This window comes from Streptomyces sp. NBC_00247, from assembly GCF_036188265.1.
In the GTDB taxonomy this organism is placed as follows: domain Bacteria; phylum Actinomycetota; class Actinomycetes; order Streptomycetales; family Streptomycetaceae; genus Streptomyces.
The window spans coordinates 3907945-3931785 of record NZ_CP108093.1 but is presented as its reverse complement, the minus strand read 5'-3'; the positions used below and the strand labels follow the sequence as shown (position 1 = coordinate 3931785).

The 23841-nt window shown below is 71.4% G+C and carries 24 protein-coding genes; 14 read left to right on the top strand and 10 right to left on the bottom strand.

Annotation, left to right across the window (positions count from 1 at the left end; translation table 11 throughout):
- Positions 1-23: 23 nt before the first annotated feature.
- The 5 genes from OHT52_RS16840 to OHT52_RS16820 all read left to right on the top strand — a co-directional run bounded on the left by OHT52_RS16840 (position 24) and on the right by OHT52_RS16820 (position 4633).
- Positions 24-227 carry a cold-shock protein gene (locus tag OHT52_RS16840; RefSeq protein WP_328721039.1) on the top strand — a complete coding sequence of 68 codons (204 nt, stop codon included), beginning with the start codon at positions 24-26 and terminating at the stop codon, positions 225-227.
- A gap of 225 nt (positions 228-452) precedes the next feature.
- Positions 453-731 (top strand): GlsB/YeaQ/YmgE family stress response membrane protein, encoded by a 279-nt coding sequence (locus tag OHT52_RS16835; RefSeq protein WP_328721038.1) that lies wholly within the window; start codon positions 453-455, stop codon positions 729-731.
- Positions 732-891: 160 nt separating this feature from the next.
- On the top strand, positions 892-1809 hold the full coding sequence (locus OHT52_RS16830) for a MurR/RpiR family transcriptional regulator (protein ID WP_328721037.1): 918 nt from the start codon (positions 892-894) through the stop codon (positions 1807-1809).
- A gap of 110 nt (positions 1810-1919) precedes the next feature.
- A complete protein-coding gene (gene murQ / locus OHT52_RS16825; protein ID WP_328721036.1) occupies positions 1920-2855 on the top strand; it encodes an N-acetylmuramic acid 6-phosphate etherase in 936 nt (311 codons plus the stop codon).
- A gap of 179 nt (positions 2856-3034) precedes the next feature.
- The gene (locus tag OHT52_RS16820) at positions 3035-4633 is read left to right on the top strand and encodes a PTS transporter subunit EIIC (protein ID WP_328721035.1); all 1599 of its coding nucleotides are present in this window, start codon (positions 3035-3037) and stop codon (positions 4631-4633) included.
- A 107-nt stretch (positions 4634-4740) separates the two neighbouring features.
- On the opposite strand, the gene OHT52_RS16815 is transcribed toward OHT52_RS16820, so the two are convergent.
- On the bottom strand, positions 4741-5196 hold the full coding sequence (locus tag OHT52_RS16815; RefSeq protein ID WP_328721034.1) for a DUF5707 domain-containing protein: 456 nt from the start codon (positions 5194-5196) through the stop codon (positions 4741-4743).
- A 146-nt stretch (positions 5197-5342) separates the two neighbouring features.
- Positions 5343-5810, bottom strand: a complete 468-nt coding sequence (locus tag OHT52_RS16810; protein WP_328721033.1) for a GNAT family N-acetyltransferase — start codon at positions 5808-5810, stop codon at positions 5343-5345.
- A gap of 301 nt (positions 5811-6111) precedes the next feature.
- Here OHT52_RS16810 and OHT52_RS16805 point away from each other — a divergent pair, with 301 nt between their 5' ends.
- Both OHT52_RS16805 and OHT52_RS16800 read left to right on the top strand, forming a co-directional pair.
- Positions 6112-6465 (top strand): PRC-barrel domain containing protein, encoded by a 354-nt coding sequence (locus OHT52_RS16805; RefSeq protein WP_328721032.1) that lies wholly within the window; start codon positions 6112-6114, stop codon positions 6463-6465.
- 335 nt (positions 6466-6800) lie between these two features.
- Positions 6801-8375 (top strand): hypothetical protein, encoded by a 1575-nt coding sequence (locus OHT52_RS16800; protein WP_328721031.1) that lies wholly within the window; start codon positions 6801-6803, stop codon positions 8373-8375.
- A gap of 161 nt (positions 8376-8536) precedes the next feature.
- On the opposite strand, the gene OHT52_RS16795 is transcribed toward OHT52_RS16800, so the two are convergent.
- A complete protein-coding gene (locus OHT52_RS16795; RefSeq protein WP_328721030.1) occupies positions 8537-8773 on the bottom strand; it encodes a hypothetical protein in 237 nt (78 codons plus the stop codon).
- Positions 8774-9244: 471 nt separating this feature from the next.
- Here OHT52_RS16795 and hemC point away from each other — a divergent pair, with 471 nt between their 5' ends.
- Together hemC and aac(6') are read left to right on the top strand one after the other, a co-directional pair.
- Positions 9245-10180 (top strand): hydroxymethylbilane synthase, encoded by a 936-nt coding sequence (hemC, locus tag OHT52_RS16790; RefSeq protein WP_328721029.1) that lies wholly within the window; start codon positions 9245-9247, stop codon positions 10178-10180.
- Between the two features lie 31 nt (positions 10181-10211).
- Positions 10212-10688, top strand: coding sequence for an aminoglycoside 6'-N-acetyltransferase (gene aac(6'), locus OHT52_RS16785; protein WP_328721028.1), 477 nt, complete (start codon positions 10212-10214; stop codon positions 10686-10688).
- Between the two features lie 27 nt (positions 10689-10715).
- Here the strand turns inward: aac(6') and OHT52_RS16780 are convergent, their stop codons facing one another.
- The gene (locus OHT52_RS16780) at positions 10716-11294 is read right to left on the bottom strand and encodes a GNAT family N-acetyltransferase (RefSeq protein WP_328721027.1); all 579 of its coding nucleotides are present in this window, start codon (positions 11292-11294) and stop codon (positions 10716-10718) included.
- 431 nt (positions 11295-11725) lie between these two features.
- Between OHT52_RS16780 and OHT52_RS16775 the strand changes: the two genes are divergently transcribed.
- Together OHT52_RS16775 and OHT52_RS16770 are read left to right on the top strand one after the other, a co-directional pair.
- The gene (locus OHT52_RS16775; RefSeq protein WP_328721026.1) at positions 11726-12472 is read left to right on the top strand and encodes an SDR family oxidoreductase; all 747 of its coding nucleotides are present in this window, start codon (positions 11726-11728) and stop codon (positions 12470-12472) included.
- 1275 nt (positions 12473-13747) lie between these two features.
- Complete coding sequence (locus OHT52_RS16770; protein ID WP_328721025.1) at positions 13748-14491, top strand: hypothetical protein; 744 nt, start codon at positions 13748-13750, stop codon at positions 14489-14491.
- Between the two features lie 95 nt (positions 14492-14586).
- Here OHT52_RS16770 and OHT52_RS16765 read toward each other — a convergent pair whose 3' ends face one another.
- Positions 14587-15270, bottom strand: coding sequence for a GNAT family N-acetyltransferase (locus OHT52_RS16765; protein WP_328721024.1), 684 nt, complete (start codon positions 15268-15270; stop codon positions 14587-14589).
- A 350-nt stretch (positions 15271-15620) separates the two neighbouring features.
- On the opposite strand from OHT52_RS16765, the gene OHT52_RS16760 reads away from it, so the two are divergent.
- Positions 15621-16004, top strand: coding sequence for a DUF6281 family protein (locus tag OHT52_RS16760; protein ID WP_328721023.1), 384 nt, complete (start codon positions 15621-15623; stop codon positions 16002-16004).
- 591 nt (positions 16005-16595) lie between these two features.
- Entirely contained in the window at positions 16596-17486 is an 891-nt protein-coding gene (locus OHT52_RS16755) for a hypothetical protein (protein ID WP_328721022.1), read from the top strand.
- 14 nt (positions 17487-17500) lie between these two features.
- Here the strand turns inward: OHT52_RS16755 and OHT52_RS16750 are convergent, their stop codons facing one another.
- From OHT52_RS16750 to OHT52_RS16740, 3 genes are all read right to left on the bottom strand, one after another.
- Positions 17501-18658 (bottom strand): RNA polymerase sigma factor, encoded by a 1158-nt coding sequence (locus tag OHT52_RS16750; protein ID WP_328723770.1) that lies wholly within the window; start codon positions 18656-18658, stop codon positions 17501-17503.
- An 8-nt stretch (positions 18659-18666) separates the two neighbouring features.
- Positions 18667-19077: a YciI family protein gene (locus OHT52_RS16745; protein WP_328721021.1), complete on the bottom strand. Its 411-nt coding sequence runs from the start codon at positions 19075-19077 to the stop codon at positions 18667-18669.
- A 246-nt stretch (positions 19078-19323) separates the two neighbouring features.
- Entirely contained in the window at positions 19324-19923 is a 600-nt protein-coding gene (locus OHT52_RS16740; RefSeq protein WP_328721020.1) for a TetR/AcrR family transcriptional regulator, read from the bottom strand.
- A gap of 126 nt (positions 19924-20049) precedes the next feature.
- Between OHT52_RS16740 and OHT52_RS16735 the strand changes: the two genes are divergently transcribed.
- A complete protein-coding gene (locus OHT52_RS16735; protein ID WP_328721019.1) occupies positions 20050-21000 on the top strand; it encodes a beta-ketoacyl-ACP synthase III in 951 nt (316 codons plus the stop codon).
- Positions 21001-21266: 266 nt separating this feature from the next.
- Here the strand turns inward: OHT52_RS16735 and groL are convergent, their stop codons facing one another.
- Together groL and OHT52_RS16725 are read right to left on the bottom strand one after the other, a co-directional pair.
- The gene (gene groL / locus OHT52_RS16730) at positions 21267-22889 is read right to left on the bottom strand and encodes a chaperonin GroEL (RefSeq protein ID WP_328721018.1); all 1623 of its coding nucleotides are present in this window, start codon (positions 22887-22889) and stop codon (positions 21267-21269) included.
- Between the two features lie 349 nt (positions 22890-23238).
- The gene (locus OHT52_RS16725) at positions 23239-23445 is read right to left on the bottom strand and encodes a cold-shock protein (protein ID WP_003967346.1); all 207 of its coding nucleotides are present in this window, start codon (positions 23443-23445) and stop codon (positions 23239-23241) included.
- Positions 23446-23841: the final 396 nt, after the last annotated feature.

The following is a 23841-nucleotide window of genomic DNA, read 5'->3' as shown; positions in this document are numbered from 1 at the left end:
GGCGCCCACCGGAAAGGCATGGCATGGCTCAGGGCACTGTGAAGTGGTTCAACTCGGAGAAGGGGTTCGGGTTCATCGCGCCGGACGACGGCACTCCGGACGTCTTCGTGCACTTCTCCGCGATCGACTCCTCGGGATACCGGTCGCTGGAGGAGAACCAGCGGGTGGAATTCACCACCTCCCAGGGACCCAAGGGCCCGCAGGCGGAGCAGGTACACCCGCTCTGACCGCTCCGACCCCCGCGAGCCGTCCATGACGCGACCCGCACGCCCGCCCGGGTGTGCGGGTCGCTCCGTATGCCCCGCCACCCCGCCCGCACACCCCCCGGACCCCTTCCGCGCGGTGTTCGCGGAACATCCGAAGTCTCCTCGTCATCACCACGTTTGGACCGCGACAACCGGTAAAGACGAAGCCTTGACAACGACTTAGCACGACGAGGTAGGAGACGCATCATGGGCATCATCGCTTGGATTCTCATCGGGTTGCTCGCCGGCCTCATCGCCAAGGCGCTCATGCCGGGCAAGGACCCGGGCGGCATCATCATCACGATGCTCATCGGTATCGCGGGCGGTCTCCTCGGCGGTTGGCTCGGCAAGGTTCTGTTCGGCGTCGACTCGATCGACGGTTTCTTCGACGTCTCGACGTGGATAGCGGCGATCGTCGGTTCGGTGATCCTGCTGGCCGTCTACCGCGTGTTCACCGGCGGCCGTCACTCGCACCGTCACGCCTGATCCGACGGCCCCCGGGGCCACGGATCGCCCACGCACCGCAGAACGGCTTCCCCTCCGCACGGAGGGGGAGCCGTTCTCGCGTTCCGGCCCTGCGCGGGCAGCGCGCAAGCGGGACCAATGGGGGGTTGACGGGCGAGTGTGATGAAAATACCTTTCAGGAGTGACCAGTGAACTGAAGGAAAGTTTCAGGGGCGACTCGCCGCCGGCCCCGGCGGCCCTCGCAGCCAAGGTCCGTACGCTCGCCCCCTCCATGACCCGCTCCATGCAGCGCGTCGCCGAAGCGGTCGCCGGGGACCCCGCCGGGTGCGCCGCCCTCACCGTCACCGGTCTCGCCGAGCGCACCGGTACGAGCGAGGCCACCGTGGTCCGCACCGCGCGGCTCCTCGGCTACCCGGGCTACCGCGACCTGCGCCTCGCCCTCGCCGGACTCGCCGCCCACCAGCAGTCGGGGCGGGCTCCCGCGGTCACCGCCGACATAGCGGTGGACGACCCGATCGCCGACGTCGTCGCCAAGCTCGCCCAGGACGAGCAGCAGACCCTCGCGGACACCGCCGCCGGTCTCGACACCGGGCAGCTCTCCGCCGTCGTGACCGCCGCCGCCACCGCCCGCCGGATCGACATCTACGGTGCGGGCGCCTCCTCGCTCGTCGGCCAGGACCTGGCCCAGAAGCTGCTCCGGATCGGCCTCATCGCGCACGCCCACGCCGATCCGCACCTCGCGGTCACCAACGCCGTACAGCTGCGCCCCGGGGATCTCGCCATCGCGATCACCCACTCCGGCTCGACCAGCGACGTGATCGAGCCGCTGCGGGCCGCCTTCGACCGGGGCGCCACCACCGTCGCCATCACCGGCCGCCCGGGCGGTGCCGTCACCCAGTACGCGGATCACGTGCTGACCACGTCCACCTCCCGGGAGAGCGAGCTGCGACCGGCAGCCATGTCCAGCCGGACCAGCCAACTGCTCGTCGTCGACTGCCTGTTCATAGGCGTCGCGCAGCGCACCTACGAGACGGCGGCCCCCGCGCTCTCCGCCTCGTACGAGGCGCTCGCGCACCGCCACCCGCACCGCCGCCGCTGACCGGCACACCCCCGGGGGCCCGCCCCGCCACCTCACCCGCACCCCGCACTCCCAGCGGCCCCGCACCCCGCACCCCGTACGAGCACCACGAGAAAGCAGAGCCACGCCTCATGTCCTCCTTCGCGACCGGCCGCGACGGCGACCTCCTCGCCCAGCTCGCCACCCTCACCACCGAGCAGTTCCGCCCCGAGCTGGCCGAAATCGACCGGCTGCCCACTTCGGAGATCGCCCGGATCATGAACGGCGAGGACCGGTCCGTGCCCGACGCCGTCGCCGCGCAGCTGCCGCGGATCTCCGCCGCGATCGACGCCGTGGCGGAGCGCATGGCGCGCGGCGGCCGGCTGATCTACCTGGGCGCGGGTACCGCCGGGCGCCTCGGGGTGCTGGACGCCAGCGAGTGCCCGCCGACCTTCAACACCTCTCCGTCCGAGGTCGTCGGGCTGATCGCGGGCGGCCCGTCCGCCATGGTGACGGCGGTGGAGGGCGCGGAGGACAGCCGGGAGCTGGCCGCCGCCGACCTGGACGGGCTGGGCCTCACCGCCGAGGACACCGTCGTCGGGATCTCCGCCTCCGGCCGCACCCCGTACGCGATCGGCGCGGTCGAGCACGCCCGCGCCCGGGGCGCGCTCACCGTGGGGCTCTCCTGCAACGCGGGCTCGGCGCTGGCCGCCGCCGCCGAACACGGCATCGAGGTCGTCACCGGCCCGGAGCTGCTGACCGGCTCGACCCGGCTGAAGGCGGGCACGGCGCAGAAGCTGGTACTCAACATGATCTCGACCATCACGATGATCCGGCTCGGCAAGACGTACGGGAATCTGATGGTCGACGTGCGGGCCTCCAACGAGAAGCTGCACGCCCGTTCGCGCCGGATCGTCGCCCTGGCGACCGGGGCCTCCGACCAGGAGATCGAAGCCGCCCTCGCCGCCACCGACGGTGAGGTGAAGCCCGCGATCCTCACCATCCTCGGCCAGGTGGACGGCCCCACCGCCGCCGGCCTGCTCGCCGCCTCGGGCGGCCATCTGCGCGCCGCGCTCGGCCGTGTCTGACCATGCCCGTCGAATCGGCGGGCGCCGCCCGCTCGACGCGCATGATCGGACACGGCCCAGCGGTCGTACCCGCTCCCTGACACCCGTATCGACCCGCGCCCCGGTCCCCCGCCTCCGACCCGAACCGACCTGCCCCGGGCGCCACCCCCCACCCCCCGCACAGCAAGGCACCACGCACCATGGCAACAGATGACAAGCACCGCGCCACCGCCGCCGCGATCCTTCCGCTCGTCGGTGGCGCCTCCAACGTCCGTACCGTCGCCCACTGCATGACCCGGCTCCGGCTGGGTCTGCTCGACCCGTCCCTCGTGGACGACGAGGCGCTGAAGGCGCTGCCCGCCGTGCTGGGCGTGGTCGAGGACGACACGTACCAGATCGTCCTCGGCCCGGGCACCGTCGCCCGGGTCACCCCGGAGTTCGAGGCGCTGGTGGAGGCGTCCCGCGCCACGGCCCCCGCCGCTGCCCCTGCTCCTGCTCCTGCCCCTGCCCCTGCCCCTGCCCCTGCCCCTGCCTCAGCCTCAGCCTCAGCCGGTGAACTCGCCGCACAGGGCGCCGAGCTGCGGGCCGCGCGGAAGGCGAGGAACGCCACGCCGTTCAAGCTCTTCCTGCGGAAGATCGCGAACATCTTCGTCCCCCTGATCCCCGCTCTCATCGGCTGCGGCATCATCGCCGGACTCAACGGCCTGCTGGTCAACCTGGGTTGGCTGCCCGGCGTGACGCCCGCGCTGGCTGCGGTCGCCTCCGGGTTCATGGCGCTGATCGCGGTGTTCGTCGGCTACAACACGGCGAAGGAGTTCGGCGGTACCCCGATCCTCGGCGGTGCGGTCGCCGCGATCATCGTGTTCCCCGGGGTCGCCAACGTCGAGGCGTTCGGGCAGAAGCTCTCGCCCGGCCAGGGCGGTGTGCTCGGCGCGCTGGGCGCCGCGGTCCTCGCGGTGTACGTGGAGAAGTGGTGCCGCCGCTGGGTGCCCGAGGCGCTGGACGTGCTGGTCACGCCGACGCTCACGGTGCTGATCTCCGGGCTGGTCACGATCTTCGGTCTGATGTACGTGGCCGGCGAGGTCTCCTCCGCCATCGGCACGGCCGCCGACTGGCTGCTCTCGCACGGCGGCGCGGGCGCGGGCCTGCTGCTCGGCGGGTTCTTCCTGCCGCTGGTGATGCTCGGTCTGCACCAGGCGCTGATCCCGATCCACACCACCCTGATCGAGCAGCAGGGCTACACCGTGCTGCTGCCGATCCTCGCCATGGCGGGCGCCGGACAGGTCGGCGCGGCGATGGCCGTGTACGTACGACTCCCCCGCAACGAGTCGATCCGCCGCACCATCCGGTCGGCCCTGCCCGCCGGTCTGCTGGGCGTCGGCGAACCGCTGATCTACGGCGTCTCGCTGCCGCTGGGCCGCCCGTTCGTCACGGCGTGCGTCGGCGGCGCGTTCGGCGGCGCCTTCGTCGGGCTCTTCAACCAGCTCGGCACCTCGGTCGGCTCGACCGCGATCGGCCCCTCCGGCTGGGCCCTCTTCCCGCTCCTGGACGGCGACCACGGCCTCGGCGGCACCATCGCGATCTACGCGGGCGGGCTGCTCGTCGGCTACGTAGCCGGGTTCGTCGCCACGTACTGCTTCGGCTTCAGCAAGGAGCTGCTGGCCGAGTTCAACGTGTCCCAGGAGACGGCGGGTGCCGGTACGACCACGGTGGTCGCCGGCTCGCCGGGCGCCCCGGAAGCCCCGGAAGCCCCGGAAGCCCCGGAACCGGGTCAGCGACCCACGCCCGCGAAGGCCTGAGGACCCACGGCCCCGGTTCGCACCACGAGCCGCCCCTCTCCGCGAGGGGCGGCTCGTGCCGTGCGGGAAGCGCGTGCGGGCAGTACACGGTGGGAGTACGTACGGACTCACCCGATCGTGAAGTCGGCGGCCTCGGTCTCCAGCGTCGTGGTGCCGTCCGCGGCGGTGGCCAGCACGGCGGCGTGCCAGAGGCCGCGCGGCGCCTCGTCGGCGTCCTCACGGGTGAAGGCGACCCGGTAGGTGCAGTGCGCGGTGTCCGCGCCGGACGGTTCGCAGACGGCCTTCTCGACGGAGGCCATGTCCTTCTCGGTCAGGTGCGTGTCGGAGAGGGACGAGTCCGCCGGCCAGGCCAGCACGTTCACGCGCTTCACGCCCCCGGCCGCCGTGACGTCCGTGGTGAAGGTCAACGAGCCGTCCCGGTCGCCGTCCGGGGCGACGTAGCGAGCGGTGCTGTGCGCGAGGGTGGGCTGCTGCGGCTCACCGGCGTACGCGAGGGCGAAAGCCCCGGCGCCTCCGAGGGCTACCACACCGGCGGCCACGGACAGGGCGATACGTCGGGACATGAGGGTTCTCCAGAATCGTCGTCCCTGGCGGGAACGGCGCGCTCGGCTGCGCCCCGTGGCACCGATACTCGTCGCGCCGCACCCGTCGGACATGAGTGCCGGGACTCATCCAGGAGTGGGTATCCACGCCTGCCCTCCTGGGGACTTCAGGACGCGGGTCCCCCGGCCGGAGACTCGGCCAGCCGGAGATCGACGAAGGGGATGGTGTCCCCCGGGAGCAGATACGTCTCCACTTCCACGAACCCTCGCGCCCGCGCGAACTCCAGCCCCTCCGTGTTGCTTCCCAGCACCACGGTCTCGATGGTCCTCGCGCCCGACTCCCGCGCCAGCGCGAGCCCGTGTGCGTAAAGGGCCGTACCGAAGCCCCGCTTCCGGCACTCCGGGAGGATGCGCGCGATCACCGTGGCCACCCCCTCGCCGACGGTCGGCGGACGCACCGTGGAGCAGCCGGCCACCACGCCCGCCGCCCGCGCGACGAACAGCAGGTTGCGGGTACGCCGTTCCCGTACCTCGTCGGCGGTGAGGGGCGCGGTCGGGACGATCAGGTTGTGGACGCTCCGCCACTCCTCGGCGAGGAGGTCGTCGGACACGGCGTGGACGTGGAGTTCGCTCATGGCGGCATGAGAACCGTGCGGGGGACAGGACGTCAACGGAGTTGTCGGCCCCGGTCCCCGAGTCCACAGTCCCTCAGCCCCTCAGCTCCTCAGCTCCTCAGCCCCACGGGTGTTCGCAGAACGCGTGTGTGAAGGCCGTGTTCGCGGGCACGCGAACCCATGAGCGCATCCCGCCGGCCGTACGCATCGCGGTACGCACCGCCGTACGCATCCGCAACGTCGCACGCGGCGCGGCTCGCACCGCGGTTCGCACAGCCGGGCGGGGAGCGCGACCGAAGGACCGCCGAGGAAGGAGCGACCCATGAGTACCGACCCGTGGGGTTACCACCCTGCCAGCGGCCACATCTCCGGAATCGACCTGACCGGATTCGCGGTCGAAGCCGTCGACGGGCACGTCGGCAAGGTCGACAGTCACTCCGACGAGGTGGGTTCGGCCCACCTCCTGGTGGACACCGGTGTGTGGATCTTCGGACGGGAGATCCTGTTGCCCGCAGGCACGGTCTCCCGGATCGACACGGAGGAACGTGAGGTCCACGTGGACCTCACGAAGGAACAGATCAAGGACGCCCCGGAGTTCGAGCGTCCGACGCACGCGGGCGATCCGGCCTACTACACGGACCTGGCCGCCCATTACGGCATGCACCGTCTGATCTGACGCCTCGCGTCTTCCGTCTTCCTCCGGCCGTACGCACCACGCGCGCAGCGGTTCGCGCCCCGGCACGTCCACCTGACGTCCACGCGCCGAGCCACTCACGCGGAACACCTGGAACACGGACACCTGGAACACGGCACCACGCACGTCGCACAGAGCGGGGCGGGCCCGAAGAGGGTTCGCCCCGCGACGTGTGCCCGGGGTGGGTCCGCCGCGATGACCCGGCGCCGGGCGACACCCCGAGGTCCCACCCCCAGGAGTTTCCCCGCCGTTCCTCCTCCGCACGCCTTGCCTGGCTACGCTCCCCCCGCCCGGTCCTGCCCAGGAGAGGTACGTCCATGAGCGCCTCGGTCCACCGCACCTCGCCCCGGCCCCGGGCCGTCCCGCCGCCGGGCAGGCGGCAGCAGGACCGGAGCCGGGGCGCGAGCCCGTACGGCGACCCGACGCAGCGCGCTCTCCTCTCGATCCAGTCCAGCGCCGGCAACCGGGCCGCGACCGCGATGGTGCAGCGCGCCAGGGAAGCGACGGCGGAGCGCCGGAGCCCGGCGACCTCGAACGTCAACACCACCTCCCGATGGGCGAGATACCGGAACCGGGCCGCCGCGGGTCTCGACAAGCTCAAGAAGAACTTCGAGTTCACGGACACCTTCGTCAAGGGCATCCAGGTCCCCACCAACGCGGGCTTCACCCAGCACGCCTCCGCCACGGCCGACGCGGGTCTCAAGCACTCCGCCGCCGGCTCGGGGGCCGGCGCGGCCGGGGAGGGCGTCCTCGCGGAGGCCTTCGGCGCGGCGACCAGTGGCATGGAAGCGCGCACGGCCCGGCAGAACATGAAGAAGCACGAGGACGGGGCCGCCCATCACGGGGCGAGGAAGAAGTTCATCTCCAAGACGTCCGACGCTTTCGTCAGCGCCGCCAGCTCGATCAACAACTCCCTCGCCCTCACCAAGGAGATGACCAAGGTCACGAAGGCGACGGGCGCCTTGGCGGCATCCGAGGTCAGTGGTGTCAGCTCCAGCGTCGTCGGCGGGGTGAAGGGCACGCGCGCCGCGGCCCGCACCGCGCTGACGCTCCGCAAGCACCATGCCCTGAAGGCCATCGAGAAGCCCGACCGCGTCGACGACGCGGACCTGAACCGGCTGGTACAGGCGCGGAACGAGGCCGACATGGCCCTGGCCAGGGCGATCGCCGCGCTGAATTCCCTGTGGGACGACGAGAACGGGCTGGAGGGCCTGCCCACCGCCATCGACACGGCCCTGTCGGCGATGGACGGCGCCCGCGGAGCCGCCGTCCAGTTCCAGCAGGCGGAGGACAAGAACACGTTCAACACGGCGGTCGACTACGCCATCGGCAAGCAGAAGAACAAGATGGCCAAGCAGGCCGTCACGGCGGTGGGCGAGGGCGCCAAGGCCGCGGGCGGTGTCGTGACGGCGGTCGCCGCCACGGCGGGAGCGGCCGGGCTCGCGAGCAATCCGGTCGGCTGGGGCATCGCCGCGGGTGCGGCCGGCCTCATCCTCGGCGTCGCCGCCTACAAGGGGGTCCGCGCGGGCACGAAGCGCTACGACGGAGCCCGACACCCCGAAAAGTGGGCCGCGGACGGGGAGACCTCGAAGAAGCCCGCCACCCGCGAGGACGCGTTGAAGGAGGCCCTGAAGTTCTGGAAGAAGGTGGGGAACGGCGAACGCCAGGCCATGGCGCGCAAAATCTACGCCCTGGCGGCGGGGCCGGACATCAAGGGGAGCGACACCACGACGGCGGAGATGAGGGAATCGGCCAGATCCCTCCTCAAGGTCCTCAAGGCAGGCCCCGAGAGCCAGAGGCTGTCCCCCGAGGAATGGGCCGACTCGCTCGACGACCCGGGCAGGTCCGGCGAGTGGATCAAGGAGATAGCCGAACAGCTGTCCTCCGCGTGACAATCCGAGGCCGGGCCGGTCGACCGCCGAAGAGGGGGCGCCCTGCGGCGTGTGCCCGGCCCCCCGGACCGCGAACGGCGCCCCGCCCGGCCGCCCGGTCACCTGTGGTGACGGACGCCCGGTGAGGTGCCGATGGCGCGGGGCCGCCGCCGGGCGGTCCCTCAGCGGGGCAACTGTCCCTCCCGGTTGATCTCCGTCACCCGCGCGCGGAGCACCACGCCGGGTGGTGCCGGCTGCACCGCTTCGGGCGGACAGTCCCACTCCGTACCGCCACCGGGCGGACGCAGCTGAACGTTCGGCCCCACTCGGCCCATCACCCGCCCGACCTTGCCCGTCCGCGCGTCGACCGCGAACGATCCACGCTCCGGCACACACGGCTCAAGCCCTTCGACCGACATGTTCCACGCCCTCCTTCACCTGGGCGTTCTCCCCTTCGAGCTGCCTCTTCATGCGTTCCGGCGCCTCAGGTCGGTCCGCGGCGACGGCGACGCGATCCCGACACCCGCGGGGTCGGTTCCCCCACCTGCCACGGCCTCCCCGCCGGCCGCACGTCCTCCTGGGCCGAAGTGCGTTGCTCGGTCGCCTTCATGGGCTCTTCCTTCCCCACCGGGTAAGGACGACGCGTCCCCGGAGTGTCCGACGCGCGACCGGCCCGCAAGAGGCGCCATCCCGGCAACCGCGCTCGCGTTCACGAAGAGTTGCCGCCCCCGGCGCCCAAGGCACCGTCCCGGGCGCGCCGGCGCCCCGGGGCTCCCACGCGGACGGCTGCGGACGTCCACGCGCACATTTCCGCACACGTTCACGCACGCCCTGGGACTCCCCTACGCGTCGTGCCCCGGAGCCCCCTCCCCCGGGTCTATCGTGAACGTATGGCCACTCCCGAACTCATCCGTATCGTCTCCCGCGACTCCCCGATGGCCCTGGCCCAGGTGGAGCGGGTACGGGCCGAACTCGCGGTGCTGCACCCCGGTATCGGCACCGAGGTCGTCCCCGTGAAGACGACCGGGGACAAGTGGCTGGGGGACCTCTCCCAGGTGGAAGGGAAGGGGGCGTTCACCAAGGAGGTGGACGCGGCGCTGCTCGCCGGTGAGGCCGACCTCGCGGTGCACTGCGTGAAGGACGTACCGGCGGACCGGCCGCTGCCGGCCGGCACGGTGTTCGCGGCGTTCCTGAAGCGGGACGACGTACGGGACGCCCTCGTGCACCCCGGTGGGCTCACGCTCGACGAGCTGCCGGAGGGGACGCGTATCGGGACCTCGTCGGTGCGCCGGATCGCGCAGCTGGCGGCCTCGCACCCTCACCTGGAGTGCGTACCGTTCCGGGGCAACGCCAACCGGCGGCTGGAGAAGCTGGCGGCGGGCGAGGCGGACGCGCTGTTGCTGGCGGCGTCCGGGCTGGCCCGTATCGGGCGTACCGACACCATCTCCGAGGTGCTGTCCACGGAGGCGATGTGCCCGCCGATCGGAGCCGGGGTGCTCGCGCTCCAGTGCCGCGAGGACGACCGGGCGACGATCGAGACGGTCAGCGGCCTCAACCACGCTCCCACGTACCGCGAGATGACCGCCGAGCGGATGTTCCTGCACGTGCTCCAGGGGCACTGCAACAGCCCGATCGCCGGTTACGCCACCTCCCGGGGCAATGGCGAACTCTCCCTGCGTGCCTGCGTGTTCACCCCGGACGGGAAGACGGTCCTGAACGCCCACGAGTGGGCCGGTCCGCTCGACCCAGCCACCCTCGGCACCTCCGTCGCGGTCACCCTTCTCCGCCAGGGCGCCCGCGAGCTGATCGACTCCATCGCGCACTGAAGGCGGCGGCCCGTGCGGGAGGGGTGACGGCATGGAACTGACCGGGGACAGGGTCCTGTTGCGGCCGACGGCCGACGGTGATGCCGAGATCCTGGACAGGGTGGTCCGCGAGCCCGAGGTCGCGGCGTGGTGGTCGCCGCCCCCGACCGGCTATCAGGACAAGCTGGCCATCGTCTTCGACGGCGAGGTCATCGGCGCCATCCAGTACGGCGAGGAGACCGACCCGCAGTTCCGCCGGGCCGGTATCGACATCTTCCTGACGACCAGGCTCCGCGGCAGAGGGCTCGGCGCCGACGCCGTGCGCACGCTGGCCCGGTGGCTGGTGCGCGAACGCGGCCATCACCGGCTGACCATCGACCCGGCGGCGGCCAACACCTCGGCGATCCGCTGCTACGGCAAGGTCGGCTTCAAGCCGGTGGGCGTCATGCGGGCGTACTGGCACAACGCACACTCGGGTGCCTGGGAGGACGGTCTGCTGATGGACCTCCTCGCGCACGAGCTGACCTGAGCGGCGTCCGGGCGGCGTCCGGGCCGATCACTCCGGGAGCGTCCCCGCGCCCTTACGGTCGAACAGCATCACATGATGGAGCTCCGCCCCGGCGCCCCCGGGACGCGCTTCGCCGACCTTCCGGTAGCCCCACTTCCGGTAGACGGCCGAGGCTGTCCCGCTCGCCGGGTTGACGTTCAGGAGCACTCGCTCGACCCGTAGGCCGTCGAGCAGCGCCGTGTGCAGCCTCCGCGCGACGCCCCGTCCGCGCCACGGCCCCCGCACGGCGAGTTCCAGGAGCCCGAAGGTGCGGTGCCCGTCCTCGCGCCGCATGTCGCCGGGGACGGGTTCGGTCAGCTCGTCCCACCACACGGCGTCGGGCCCGAGCACGTGCCCGTACGCCATGCCGATCGGTACACCGCTCCCGGCGCGGGCCAGGACGGCGCGGAAGCCGGGCTTACGGGTCAGTACGGGGAAGCGGCGGAATGCGGCGTCGACATCGTCCTCGGTCTCGTCGTAGGGCGGCTCGGTGAACGCCTCGGCGTAGATCAGCCTGAACTCCCTCGCCGCCCGCAGCGCGCCCGGACCGTCCAGGCGCTCGGTGATGATGGTCTCCCGCAGCGTCATTCCATGCCCTCTCACGGGAGGAGGCGGAGACCCTGCACGGGTGGCCGGTACTCGTGCCGTTCTCCCTGGATGAGGAGATCTGGTCGAACCGAAGCGAAATCCCCTTCGAGACATGACACTAAAGAGTGAATTTCACCCGTCGCCCGGCTTCTCGTACCGCCGGGAGCAAGCCATAACCGGGCCTCTACGCGGGCCACTTCGCCGCTGGCCGCAGCCTCTTCCGTCTCTGCGGCCTTGCTCTGCCCCACCCGCATGCGTGCCGGCGCCCTTCCGGGGCCCGAGGTTCCGCATGTCGGGTACGCAACACGATCCAAGGGCTCCGCGCACGGCATTTCGCTGTCGGCGAGAGCCGGATCCCGGAGGGCGGGGCGTCCGTACCTTCGGAGCGCTGAACCGAAGTGTCCGGAGTGTGCGGAAGACAGGGGAGCACCATGGGAACGCTGGAAGGCAGAACCGCCGTCGTGACGGGCGGATCCCGGGGGATCGGCCGAGGCATCGTGGAAAGGCTCGCGCGGGAGGGCGCCGAGGTCGTCTTCAACTACGCGCAGAACACCGAGGCGGCCGAGGAGGTCGTCCGTACCGTCGAGGAAGCCGGCGGCCAGGCACGCGCGTTGAAGCTTGACCTGGCCGAGTCCGGGGCGGCCGAGAAGCTGATGGAGGCGGCCGAGGAGCAGTCTTCGGGCGGCGTCGGCATCCTGGTGAACAACGCGGCGCTGAGCTTCGTGCCGACGCCGCTCGCCGCGATCGAGGAAGACGTCTTCGAGCAGGCGTTCGCGGTGAACACCAAGGCCGCGTTCCTCACCCTGCGGTACGCGGCACGGCACATGCCGGACGGCGGCCGGGTCATCAACATCTCCACCCTCAACACCCTGCGCCCGGCCCCGGGCATCGTGCCCTACCTGGCCAGCAAGGGCGCCCTGGAACAGCTCACCGTCGGGGCGGCGATCGAACTGGGCGCGCGCGGGATCACCGTCAACACCGTCTCCCCCGGCGCCACCGACACCGACCTGCTGCGGGGCACCAACCCGGCCGAAGCCCTGGCCACCATCCCGACCATGACCCCGCTCGGACGCCTCGGATCGCCCGCCGACATCGCCGCCGTGGTCGTCTTCCTCTCGGGCGACGAGGGCCGCTGGATCACCGGCCAGAACATCCGGGCCACCGGCGGACTGGGCTGACCCAGCACCGGCCCCGGGTCGACGTACGCACATGCCTCCGGCGGTCACGGGGGCAGGGCCCGGCGGGAGTGCGCCCGGGTGCTCGGTGCCTTCCGTGCCGGGCGCCCGCACCCCCGCCGGGTCATCGGCCCCCTCGAACGGGACGAGGCGACACGCCCCGCGCCTACGGCCGACACACCGGCGCGATCGCTCAGCACGGCGACGGTCGCCGTGGCGGCTTCGAGTAGCGCCGGTCATGACGCGGCCCTTTCGGCGGTCCTGCGGAAGTGGGCGGGCGTACGCGTCCCGAGGGCCGCCGACGGCAGAATCGAGCGCGGTCGTTCAGCTCCGGCGAGTCGGAGCGGGGCGAGTCGGGGCGGGGCGGGCACGGTGCAGCCTCACCGTCGCTGAGCCGGAGACGTACTCGGTCGACCTCCACCTGCTCCGGTTCGACGTCCCCTCACACCGAGAACCGCAGCGGGACGCGGTCCGGTGAGCCATGGGGTGTACGCACAGGCGGGAAACGCTTGCCTTGACCCCGTCGAACCGGGCGGGAACATCCCCGCACGCGCGGGGAGCACTCCAGCACGGTCCAGACCGCCGGCCTGTACCCGGGACCATCCCCCGCACGCGCGGGAAGCACGCTTCCTGACCTGGGGACGTGACGACGCCGGAAGCCCGAAGGAGGCCAACGTCACCGAGTCCGGCATAAGAAGGGGCATCGGCCCCGCCGCGCGTTCCCCGAGCGTACCCAGCAACTCCCGGCCGCCCCGCCGCCGTTGCGGACGAACCCTTCCGAACTCCGGACACGCTGCCCCCGGCGCGACGCGCATGGCCTCGCCGAGAGTGGTCCGGGCGCGCTCGGTGCGCACCAGGACCGTCTTCCGTACCGCCGCCAGTTCGATCGCAGTCGGCGCAGGGCCGGGCGGTACCGCCCGTACCCTGGGCATCGTGCCTTCCACCGATCTGTCTGCCGCCGTGCGGGTCCGGCCGCCCCTCGGGGCCGCTGCACCTTCCAGGTCAGTCCGCCCCCGGGACTCGGCTTCGCCGCCGCCACCCTCCCGGTGATGATGCTCGTCATCTCGAACCGCCGCCGCGACGAAGCCCGCGCGAGATGACGACGCCCACCGTGACCGTGCGGCCCGAACCGCACACTGTGCAGGTCAGCTCACACACGGCACCCGGGATTCGTCCCGCACCGCCCGCGCCCCAGGGCGGAACACGTCACAGGGCGGTGCCACCGGCCCTCCCGTACCACCGGTCAAGCCCCACCGCCCCTCCCGAGAAGAGATTCCGATGCCCCAAGCGCCCGCCCTCATAGGCAAACTCGCGGAATCCGCCATGGGGCGCCGAGCGCGGGTACTCGATGTGCAGCACCCCGCACCCGGCTTCGTCGAACTCACCTTGCACGCCTCGGCCCCGCCCGGCGGCTGGCGGCCCGGACACGAGATCCAGTTCCGGGTCGCCCCCACCCTGAGCCGCCGCTACACGGTACGGACCGTGGGCGAGGCGAAGGGGCAGACCGGCGGGGAGCCCGGCGGCAGCGGCCCCGAGGCCGAGCGCATAGGCGTCCTCGCCGGCACCGAGTCCCAGGGTCCCGGCGCCACTTGGGTGAGCCGCCTGCGGGCCGGTACCGAGACCGTGATTCTGGCCGCCCGGCACCGGCCCTTGCGCGAGACCGGGGCCCGGCGCCTCTACCTCGGTGACGGCTCCACCCTCGGCACCATCGACGCCTACGCCCGGGTGGACGAACAATCGCTCGTCGCCATCGAGGTGCCGGAGCCCGCAGTCGATGCCCTGGCGGCCCGCTGGCCCCGGTACCACTTCCTGCCCATCACCAAGGGTCCGGGCGACGCCTTGTTCTTCTGGCTCGAACGAGCGGCCGGTGAGGGCGAGTTCGCGCGGCTCGACGGGGCGATGCTGCTGGGGCACGCCCAGTCCATCCAGCGCCAGCGCGCGGCCCTGGTCGACAGCCGGATACTGCCGCGCCGCGCGGTCACCACCAAGCCGTACTGGTCCACCGGCAAGGCCGGGCTCTGACAACTCGCGCCCCGGCACCCGAGACCCGAGACCCGAGACCCGGAGCCAACGACCCGAGACCCGAGACCCGGTGGCCCGCCTCCGACGCGTACGTCCTACCCGGCGGCGGGAGCCACCGGCGCCCGGGCGATCAGGACGTCGGCGCTGTAGTGCCAGCCCAGGGAGGAGTAGAGGCGCTGGCCCTCCTCGCTGGCGATGAGAAGGCCGGTACGGGCCCCCTGCGCCACCGCGACCTCCACGAGGGCGCTCATCACGGCCCGGCCCAGGCCGCGTCGGCGGTGCCCGAGGCTCGTCTCGATGCGATCGGCGACGGCGTCCTCGCCGACCACGGCGATGGTGCCGCGCGCCGCCACCTCGCCCGAGGGGTCGTGGAGGGTGACGACCGTGACGGGGCCCTCCGAGCGGACCTCGCACCGGTACGGCTCGGCGACCGCGTGCTTCGGGTGTTCGCTCAGATCGGTCGCCATGAGCCACTCGGGCCGGTGGAGCAGCTCCAGCCCGGCCGCCTCGACGATGGTTTCGATCGCGGCGGTGCGCAGGGTGGGCACGGTGAGCCAGGTGATCTTCCGTGCGGCGGCGACGGTCGCGGCCAGCCGTGCCACGGACTCGGGTTCGTCGTCCGCGCGCAGGGCGAACACCTCGACCTCGCGGCCGGGTTGGTCGCACTCCGATCGCAGGGCGTCCCCGGCCGGCCCGGCCGGCTCGGCTTCGGGCAGGCCGCGTGCGGTGGTCCAGCCGTGCAGCCAGCGTCGCACCAGCCCTGATTCGATTTCCGTCATCCTGCAACCTGATTCGATCTCCGTCATCCTGCAATGAGAACACGGGGCGCCGCCGGGGGCGGCGGGATTTTCTCGCCCTCCACCCGCGCCCACCTGCACTCTTCACGAGGTGGCTGCGACGACCGAGGTGGCTGCGACGACCGAACGCCACCGCCCCGGGCGGCGAGATCCCACCTCGATCCACAAGAAGCGCGCGAAAAGGGAACCTGATCCGAGGTGCCGACGTCGAAGGGCGGAATCACGAGAGCCTCACCGCGTGCACGACCTGATTTCCGTGCTGTGCGTCGGCGAGGCCACTCGGCAGAGGGGGAGGCACTTCTCTTCTCTGTCATCCACCGAGGGGGACACACATGAACTGGACCAGGCGATCCGCCGGCTTGATCATCGCGGGGGCCATGGTGATACCGGTAGCCGCGTGCACGACCGTTGACACGGCGATCGACTGCGCCGCCCCCGCCTACACCTTCCAGGACACCTCGTACCGGGAGGTGCCGGACGCGGTATTCACATCCGGGAAGAAGCTCGGCGTCGCCACCTCGCCGACGTGCGACGACACCGGCGCACAGGACAAGAGCGATACGGCGGTCACGAAGGAGACCGCCTACAGAGTGGACGGCGTCTCTCCCGAGGTCGCCATCGCCGTCGGGGACACTCCGGAGACGGCCAGGCTCGTCGCCATCGACTCCGACTCAGGGCTCCCGCCCGAGGTACGGAAACTGATCGACGGCTCCTGATCCGACACGCGGGGGCTCGGTGTGGTGCGAGCGCTGACGCCACACCGAGCCCCGCGTGCCGGTCACCTCGGGAACAGAGACTCCGCCCGGACCCTCACTTGATCACCATTCGCTACCCGCCCCTTGGTACCTCGGCACCGGCCCGGAGCTCAAGCGGCCAGATCCGAGCGCTCTTTCATAGGAATGGGTGGAGGGACTCTTTCCCCACCCACCCACCCTGGCCGTGAGAGCCGTCCGACGTTGGCGAAAGGCCGGCGGCAGTCGGCAGCAGTCATCGGCACTACGCCAAGGCCGTCGGCTCCCCGCCGAGCGAGTGATCCCGCCCGCACGTCCGGCCCGCCTCCGCGTCACCCTCGGGCGTTCTTTTAACTCCCCGGGGTTGACCATCCGTTACCGACTTGCCACGCAGGGTGCCGACGATCTAGCGTTCGCCTCGACTCAGACCACACATGAGTCGACCCCTGCAGGTGCTGGTAACACCAGACAGGGGCCTGACCAAAAAGATCGAAAGAAGCGATCCCCATGGCTGCCAGCCAGCTTAGTGCTGCCCCCTGTCCCCCGCACGGCTCCCTGCCCCGCACCCCGCATCCGATGTCCAATCCGGGGTACGGCAAGCGTTCCGCCCCGAACCAGAAGCCGTCCACCGCACGCGATTTCGACCAGCTGCCGCCGCGCGAGGCGGCCGTCGCCGCGTACATCGACCAACTGCCGGACGGCGCGGACATCTCGGTGAAGACCCTCGCCAAGGTCCTCCCCTACGGCCAGTGCGCGGTGGGCACGGTGCTCCGGAGGCTCCAGGCCGCCGGGCACCTGCACCGGGACGGCATCGTCGTCGCCAACGAGACCCAGCTGCTCTGGGTGACCCGTACGCACTTCTCCCGTACCGCCCGCGACGCCGACTGGTGGGAGGCGTTCGTGCGGGGAGACGTACCGCCGGAGACCCGACGCCCCACGCGCTCCCGGGCGTTCATCCTGCTCGCGGCGCTCGGCCGGGCCAACCCGGCGCTGTCGCTGTCGGCCGCCGACTGCGCGATGCTCGAACCGCAGGTCACCGAGTGGTTCGAACGCGGCGCCGACGAGAACGAGTTGCTCCACGCGCTCACCTCCGGCCTGCCGACCGCCGTCCACCACGCGGCCTCCCTCGTCCGCCGCCGCCTGACGGACAAGATGCCCCCGGTCCGCACCACCGCGCCGCCGCCCCCGCCCGCGCCGTCCGGCCGGTACGCCGCCGAGTGCCGCGAGTGCAAGGCGCCCGGCCCTGGAGACGCCATGCCCGACGGCCTCTGCCGCCCCTGCCGGGGCGACCTCATGCCCCTCGTGGGCCCGCCCGGCACGGTCCCGCACGACGACGTGAGCAGCCGCGTGTCCCAGGTCCGCGCGAACATGGTCCCCCGCCAGGACCGCCCCCGGGGCCGGGCCGGGGTGACCGTCCGACGACGGGGCGCCCAAGGCCGTACGACCCCGCCGACCGGAGCGAGTTGAGCACGCCGCCCCTTTCATCGATCCGGTCGTCGTTCCCGGAGCGCGTTGAGGCGGGCGGCCTGGCGGGTCAGGTGGTCGCGTTCGGCGAGGTCGGTCGCCCGGTGCGCGGCCTCGGCGTACAGCCGTGCGGCCGTCACCGGGTCGCCGTCGCGTTCGTGGAGGTACGCCGCCACGGCGGTATGGCGCGGTAGCGAGGCGTCCAGCGCCGCGAGCGCCGCCAGACCCGCGCGCGGGCCGTCCGCCTCCCCGACCGCGACCGCGCGGTTCAGCCGTACGACCGGGCTGTCGGTCAGCCGCGCCAACTCGTCGTACCACTCCACGATCTGCGGCCAGTCGGTCTCCCCGGCGGTCTGCGCGTCGGCGTGCAGCGCCGCGACGGCGGCCTGTGCCTGGTACTCGCCCAGCCGGTCGCGGGCGAGCGCCACTGTCAGCATCCCGATGCCCTCGGCGATCGACGCGGTGTCCCACCGGCCGCGATCCTGCTCGGCGAGCGGCACCAGGCTGCCGTCCGGCGCGGTCCGGGCGGCCCGCCGGGCGTGGTGAAGCAGCATGAGGGCGAGCAGCCCGGACACCTCGGGGTGGTCGATACGGACCGCGAGCTGCCGGGTGAGCCGGATCGCCTCGGCGGCGAGGTCCACATCGCCGGAGTACCCCTCGTTGAAGACCAGATAGAGGACGCGCAGCACCGTTGCGACGTCGCCGGGCCGGTCGAACCGCACCCCGGAGACGGTGCGCTTCGCCCGGCTGACGCGCTGCGCCATCGTCGCCTCTGGCACCAGGTAGGCCTGGGCGATCTGGCGCGTGGTGAGCCCCCCGACCGCGCGCAGGGTCAGCGCGACCGCCGACGCCGGGGTCAGCGAGGGGTGGGCGCAGAGGAAGTAGAGCTGGAGGGTGTCGTCCACCGCGCGGGCGGGCCCGGCGGCCGGTTCCTCGTCCACCCGGACCTCGCGGTGACGGCGGGCGCGGTCCGCCCGGGTCGCGTCGAGGAACCTGCGCCAGGCCACGGTGACCAGCCAGCCCTTCGCGTCCTGCGGAGGGTCGGCCGGCCAGACGCGTACCGCCTGGATCAGGGCTTCCTGCACGGCGTCCTCGGCCGCCGCGAAATCGGCTCCGCGGCGGACGAGGACGGCGATGACACCCGGGGTGAGGCTCCGGATCAGGGCCTCGTCCATGGGTGAGGTCACTCCGTGACAGTGGGGTGGTGGGCGCCCAGGAACGGGCGCAGTTCCAGCCACTCGTGGATCGGTTCGCCGCCCTTTCCGGGTGCGGCCGACAGCTCCCCGGCCAGCTCCACCGCACGCTCATGGCTGTCGACGTCGATCACCATCCAGCCCGCGATCAGGTCCTTGGTCTCCGCGAACGGGCCGTCGGTGACCGGCGGGCGCCCCTCCCCGTCGTACCGGACCCACTCGCCCTGCGGGGCGAGCGCCTGCCCGTCGACGAACTCTCCGGTCTTCTCCAGCCGGGCCGCGAAGTCGTTCATGTACTGGACGTGGGCCGAGATCTCCTCCGGGGTCCACTGGTCCATCGGCACGTCGTTGGCCGGGGCCGGGGCACCGCGGTAGTGCTTGAGCATCAGGTACTTCGCCATGGTGTCTCTCCTCGCTGCGGCGGCCGTGTGAACGGTCGCGTCCGTGGTCGCGTTCCTCGCGTCCGTGTCCGTGTTCCCCGCGTCCGTGTCCGTGGGCGCGTTCACTACGGGGACGGAGCCGGTCACGGGTTCTCGACATCACCGGACGAGAAATCTTTCCGGACTTCCGACCGGAACAGTCGGCTCGACGAACGGTCCCTGAGACCATCCCGGCCGACAGGGCCGGAGGGAAGCACGACGCGCCGGTCAGTCGCCCAGGACCCGCCCCAGGGCGCGACGGGCACGGGCCGGAGCGGCCGGATCGCGAGTGAGCTGGAGGAAGTGGTTGAGAGAGAGCATGACGCCCACGAGTTCGAAGACCATCTGCTCGGCGTCCGTGTCCTCCGGCAGCTCTCCCGCCCTGACCGCCCACTGGACGTGAAGGCGCAGGTCGCGGCGCCACAGATCGCTCAGGCCCGCGACGGAGTCGCGCACCGGGCCCTCGCGCCCGTCGAACTCGGTGGCCGCCGCGGCGAAGAAACAGCCGCCGGGCAGTACGTTCCGCTCCAGCATCGACACCCACGCCTCGCACAGCGCCCGCAGTCGCGCCAGGCCGACGGCCACGTCCCGTACCTTCTCCGGCACCTCCCGGGCGAACAACTCGGCCGCGGCGTCCAGGACCTCGAGTTGCAGGCGCTCCTTCGTGCCGAAGTGGCCGAGCACTCCGGCCTTGCTCATCGCCAGTTCAGTGGCCAGGCGCCCGATGGTGAGCCCTCCGAGCCCGTCCGCCGAGGCGATCACCAGACCGCGCTCCAGAATGCGCTGCCGGGTGCGGCGGGTCTCCACGACCGAGTTCCGAGGGCTCATGGGAGCCGATCATAGTCCCGCACGAACCCTTTAGCTTCCGACCGGTCGGTTGCTATATTCCGGAGGAGTCGCCACCCGGCCACCCACCCGGCCGGTGCCGCACGGCCTGACCGAAGGAGCACAGCCTTGTCCGGGTCCCGCATCACCGCCCTGGGGCACTACCAGCCCTCCCGCGTGCTGACCAACACCGAGCTGGAAGGCATGGTCGACACCAACGACGCCTGGATACGGCAGCGCACGGGAATCGCCACCCGGCGGATCGCCGGGGACGGCGAGTCCGTCACCGACCTGGCCTCGGCAGCGGCCGGAAAGGCACTGGCCGCCTCCGGTCTGGAGCCCGCCGACATCGGCCTGGTCACCGTGGCGACCTGCTCCGCCGTCGACCGCTGCCCCTCCACCGCCGCCCAGGTCGCCGCGCACCTCGGCATTCCCTCGGCGGTCTGCTTCGATCTCAACAACGGCTGCGCCGGTTTCTGCACCGCGCTCGCCTGCGCCGACCACACCGTGCGCGCCGGAGCCGCCCGGCACGCGCTCGTCATCGGTGCCGAGAAGATGTCGGACGTCACCGACTGGATGGACCGTTCCTCCTGCATCCTGCTGGGCGACGGCGCGGGCGCCGCCGTGATCAGCGCCGCCGAACAGGGTGACGCCGGAATCGGACCGGTGACCTGGGGCTCCGATCCCACGCGCGCGCAGGCGGTCCGACTGGCGGGCGCGTGGCAGCCGCGGTTCGCGCAGGAGGGCCAGGCCGTCTTCCGCTGGGCCACCACCGAACTGCCCGCCGTGGCCCGGGAAGCCTGCCTCCGTGCCGGAATCACCCCCGCCGACCTGGGCGGGGTCGTCACCCACCAGGCCAACCTGCGGATCATCGAGTCCCTGACCCGGCAACTCGGCCTGCGCGACGACGTCGTCATCGCCCGCGACGTCGTCGAATCCGGCAACACCTCCGCCGCCTCGGTGCCCCTCGCCCTGTCCAAGCTGTCCGAACGCGGCGAACTGCCCTCCGGCACACCGGTACTGATCTTCGCCTTCGGTGGCGGACTCTCCTGGGCCGGCCAGGTCGTCACCTGCCCCTGACCGCCCCGGGCCGTTCCAGGCCGGACCGGGCCTTCCTGACCGCGCCGACCGCCCCGGTCCAGGCGCTCGGCGGAGCGCCGGCCGACTGGTCCGACCGGGACCGCCGGGAGCTGGGGCGGCGCGTTGACGACTTCACCCGCCATCTGTCGGCGCTGGGCGCGGAGCAGACCCGCCCCCGGAAAACACTTCGGCCCCCAGGACGAATCCTGGGGGCCGAAGCTACAGCTGGACGCTGCGGGGGTGGAACCACCGATCCCGGAAGGGGATCAGAAGTCCATGTCACCGCCCGGCATGCCACCCGGGGCGGCCGCGCCGGCCTTCTCGGGCTTGTCGGCGATGACGGCCTCGGTGGTGAGGAAGAGCGCGGCGATGGACGCGGCGTTCTGCAGGGCGGAGCGCGTGACCTTCGCCGGGTCGATGATGCCCTCGGCGATCATGTCGACGTACTCGCCAGTCGCGGCGTTGAGGCCGTGACCGATCGGCAGGTTGCGGACCTTCTCCACGACGACGCCACCCTCAAGACCACCGTTCACGGCGATCTGCTTGAGCGGGGCCTCCAGCGCGAGCTTGACGGCGTTGGCGCCAGTGGCCTCGTCGCCCGTCAGGTCGAGCTTCTCGAAGACGGCGGACGCCTGGAGCAGAGCCACGCCACCACCGGCGACGATGCCCTCCTCGACGGCGGCCTTGGCGTTGCGCACCGCGTCTTCGATGCGGTGCTTGCGCTCCTTGAGCTCGACCTCGGTGGCGGCACCGGCCTTGATGACGGCCACGCCGCCGGCCAGCTTCGCCAGCCGCTCCTGGAGCTTCTCGCGGTCGTAGTCCGAGTCGGAGTTCTCGATCTCGGCACGGATCTGCTTGACGCGACCCTGAACCTGCTCGCTCTCGCCGGCACCGTCGACGATCGTGGTCTCGTCCTTGGTGATGACGACCTTGCGCGCAGAGCCCAGCAGGTCGAGACCCGCGTTCTCCAGCTTGAGGCCGACCTCCTCGGAGATGACCGTGCCACCGGTGAGGATGGCGATGTCACCGAGCATGGCCTTGCGGCGGTCACCGAAGCCCGGAGCCTTGACGGCGACGGACTTGAAGGTGCCACGGATCTTGTTGACGACCAGGGTCGACAGGGCCTCGCCCTCGACGTCCTCGGCGATGATCAGCAGGGGCTTGCCCGACTGCATGACCTTCTCCAGCAGCGGAAGGAGGTCCTTCACGTTGGAGATCTTCGAGTTGACGATGAGGATGTACGGGTCGTCGAAGGACGTCTCCATACGCTCCATGTCGGTCGCGAAGTACGCCGAGATGTAGCCCTTGTCGAAGCGCATGCCCTCGGTGAGTTCCAGCTCCAGACCGAAGGTCTGGGACTCCTCGACGGTGATGACGCCTTCCTTGCCGACCTTGTCCATCGCCTCGGCGATCTTGGCGCCGATCTCGGTGTCGGCGGCGGAGATGGAGGCGGTCGAAGCGATCTGCTCCTTGGTCTCCACGTCCTTGGCCTGCTCCAGCAGAGCGGCGGAGACGGCCTCGACGGCCTTCTCGATGCCCCGCTTGAGGGCCATCGGGTTGGCACCGGCGGCGACGTTGCGCAGACCCTCGCGGACGAGCGCCTGGGCCAGAACGGTGGCGGTGGTCGTACCGTCGCCGGCGACGTCGTCCGTCTTCTTGGCGACCTCCTTGACCAGCTCCGCACCGATCTTCTCGTACGGGTCCTCGAGCTCGATCTCCTTGGCGATGGAAACACCATCGTTGGTGATCGTGGGCGCGCCCCACTTCTTCTCGAGGACGACGTTACGGCCCTTGGGGCCGAGGGTGACCTTGACGGCGTCGGCGAGCTGGTTCATCCCGCGCTCGAGACCGCGCCGTGCCTCCTCGTCGAACGCGATGATCTTGGCCATGTGAAGTGGTCCTCCCGGACGGGGTGGATTGCTCCGGACCGAGTGGCGCCCGCGACGGACGGCCTGCGTGCCCGGCGGTTCCTTGCCCCGCCGCGCCTGCGGGCCTCACCGGCCCGGTCCAAGTTTCTGTCACTCTCACCTGGAGAGTGCTAACGCCAATGATTAGCACTCGACCCCTGCGAGTGCAAGCGTCCCCCTCGTCCTGGGGACAAGCCCGAGGCAGCCTCCGGACGCCCTCCGGACCCGCGGAACGCCTTCCTTGCACGGAAAACGCGAAACCACGCAGGGCCCGCCCCCTGGGGGACGGGCCCTGCGTGGTGAAGAAATATCGTTGCCGACCGCGTCCAACTCAGCCCACGGCGAGCTTGACCATGTCCGCCTGCGGCCCCTTCTGGCCCTGCGAGATCTCGAATTCAACTCGCTGACCCTCTTCGAGGGTGCGGTACCCGTCCATCTGGATCGCGCTGTAGTGGACGAAAACATCCGCACCACCGTCGACCGCGATGAAGCCGTACCCCTTCTCCGCGTTGAACCACTTGACGGTGCCCTGAGCCATGCCTAACTCCCCTATTTCTGGCCCCTGCACAGGACCGCACTTCGCGGACCCGGGTCAGAACTCACCCTCCGACAGGAGAGGGTGCGTGCGCCGGAACGCCTCGACCGCGGCCGAATGTATCTGTCCAACTGCCCTCTGCAACAGGTCAATCGGACGGGAATTCTGAGCGCGCCGGAACACCCGAACGTGAGGATTTGCTGAGAATCTTGGGCAAGTCGGGCCAGACAAAGGCCACTTAAGGCACAGAGGGCATCCGGACTTTGGCTGTTTCTTGTCGCGCCGCGGCGCGATCTCGCACATGCTCGACACGAGCGGCGGAGGGGGCTTCCCCAACTGTACCGCGCTCAACCCTACGGAATTGCCCCCTCCGCGTCGTACGCGAAGGGGGCAATGTCC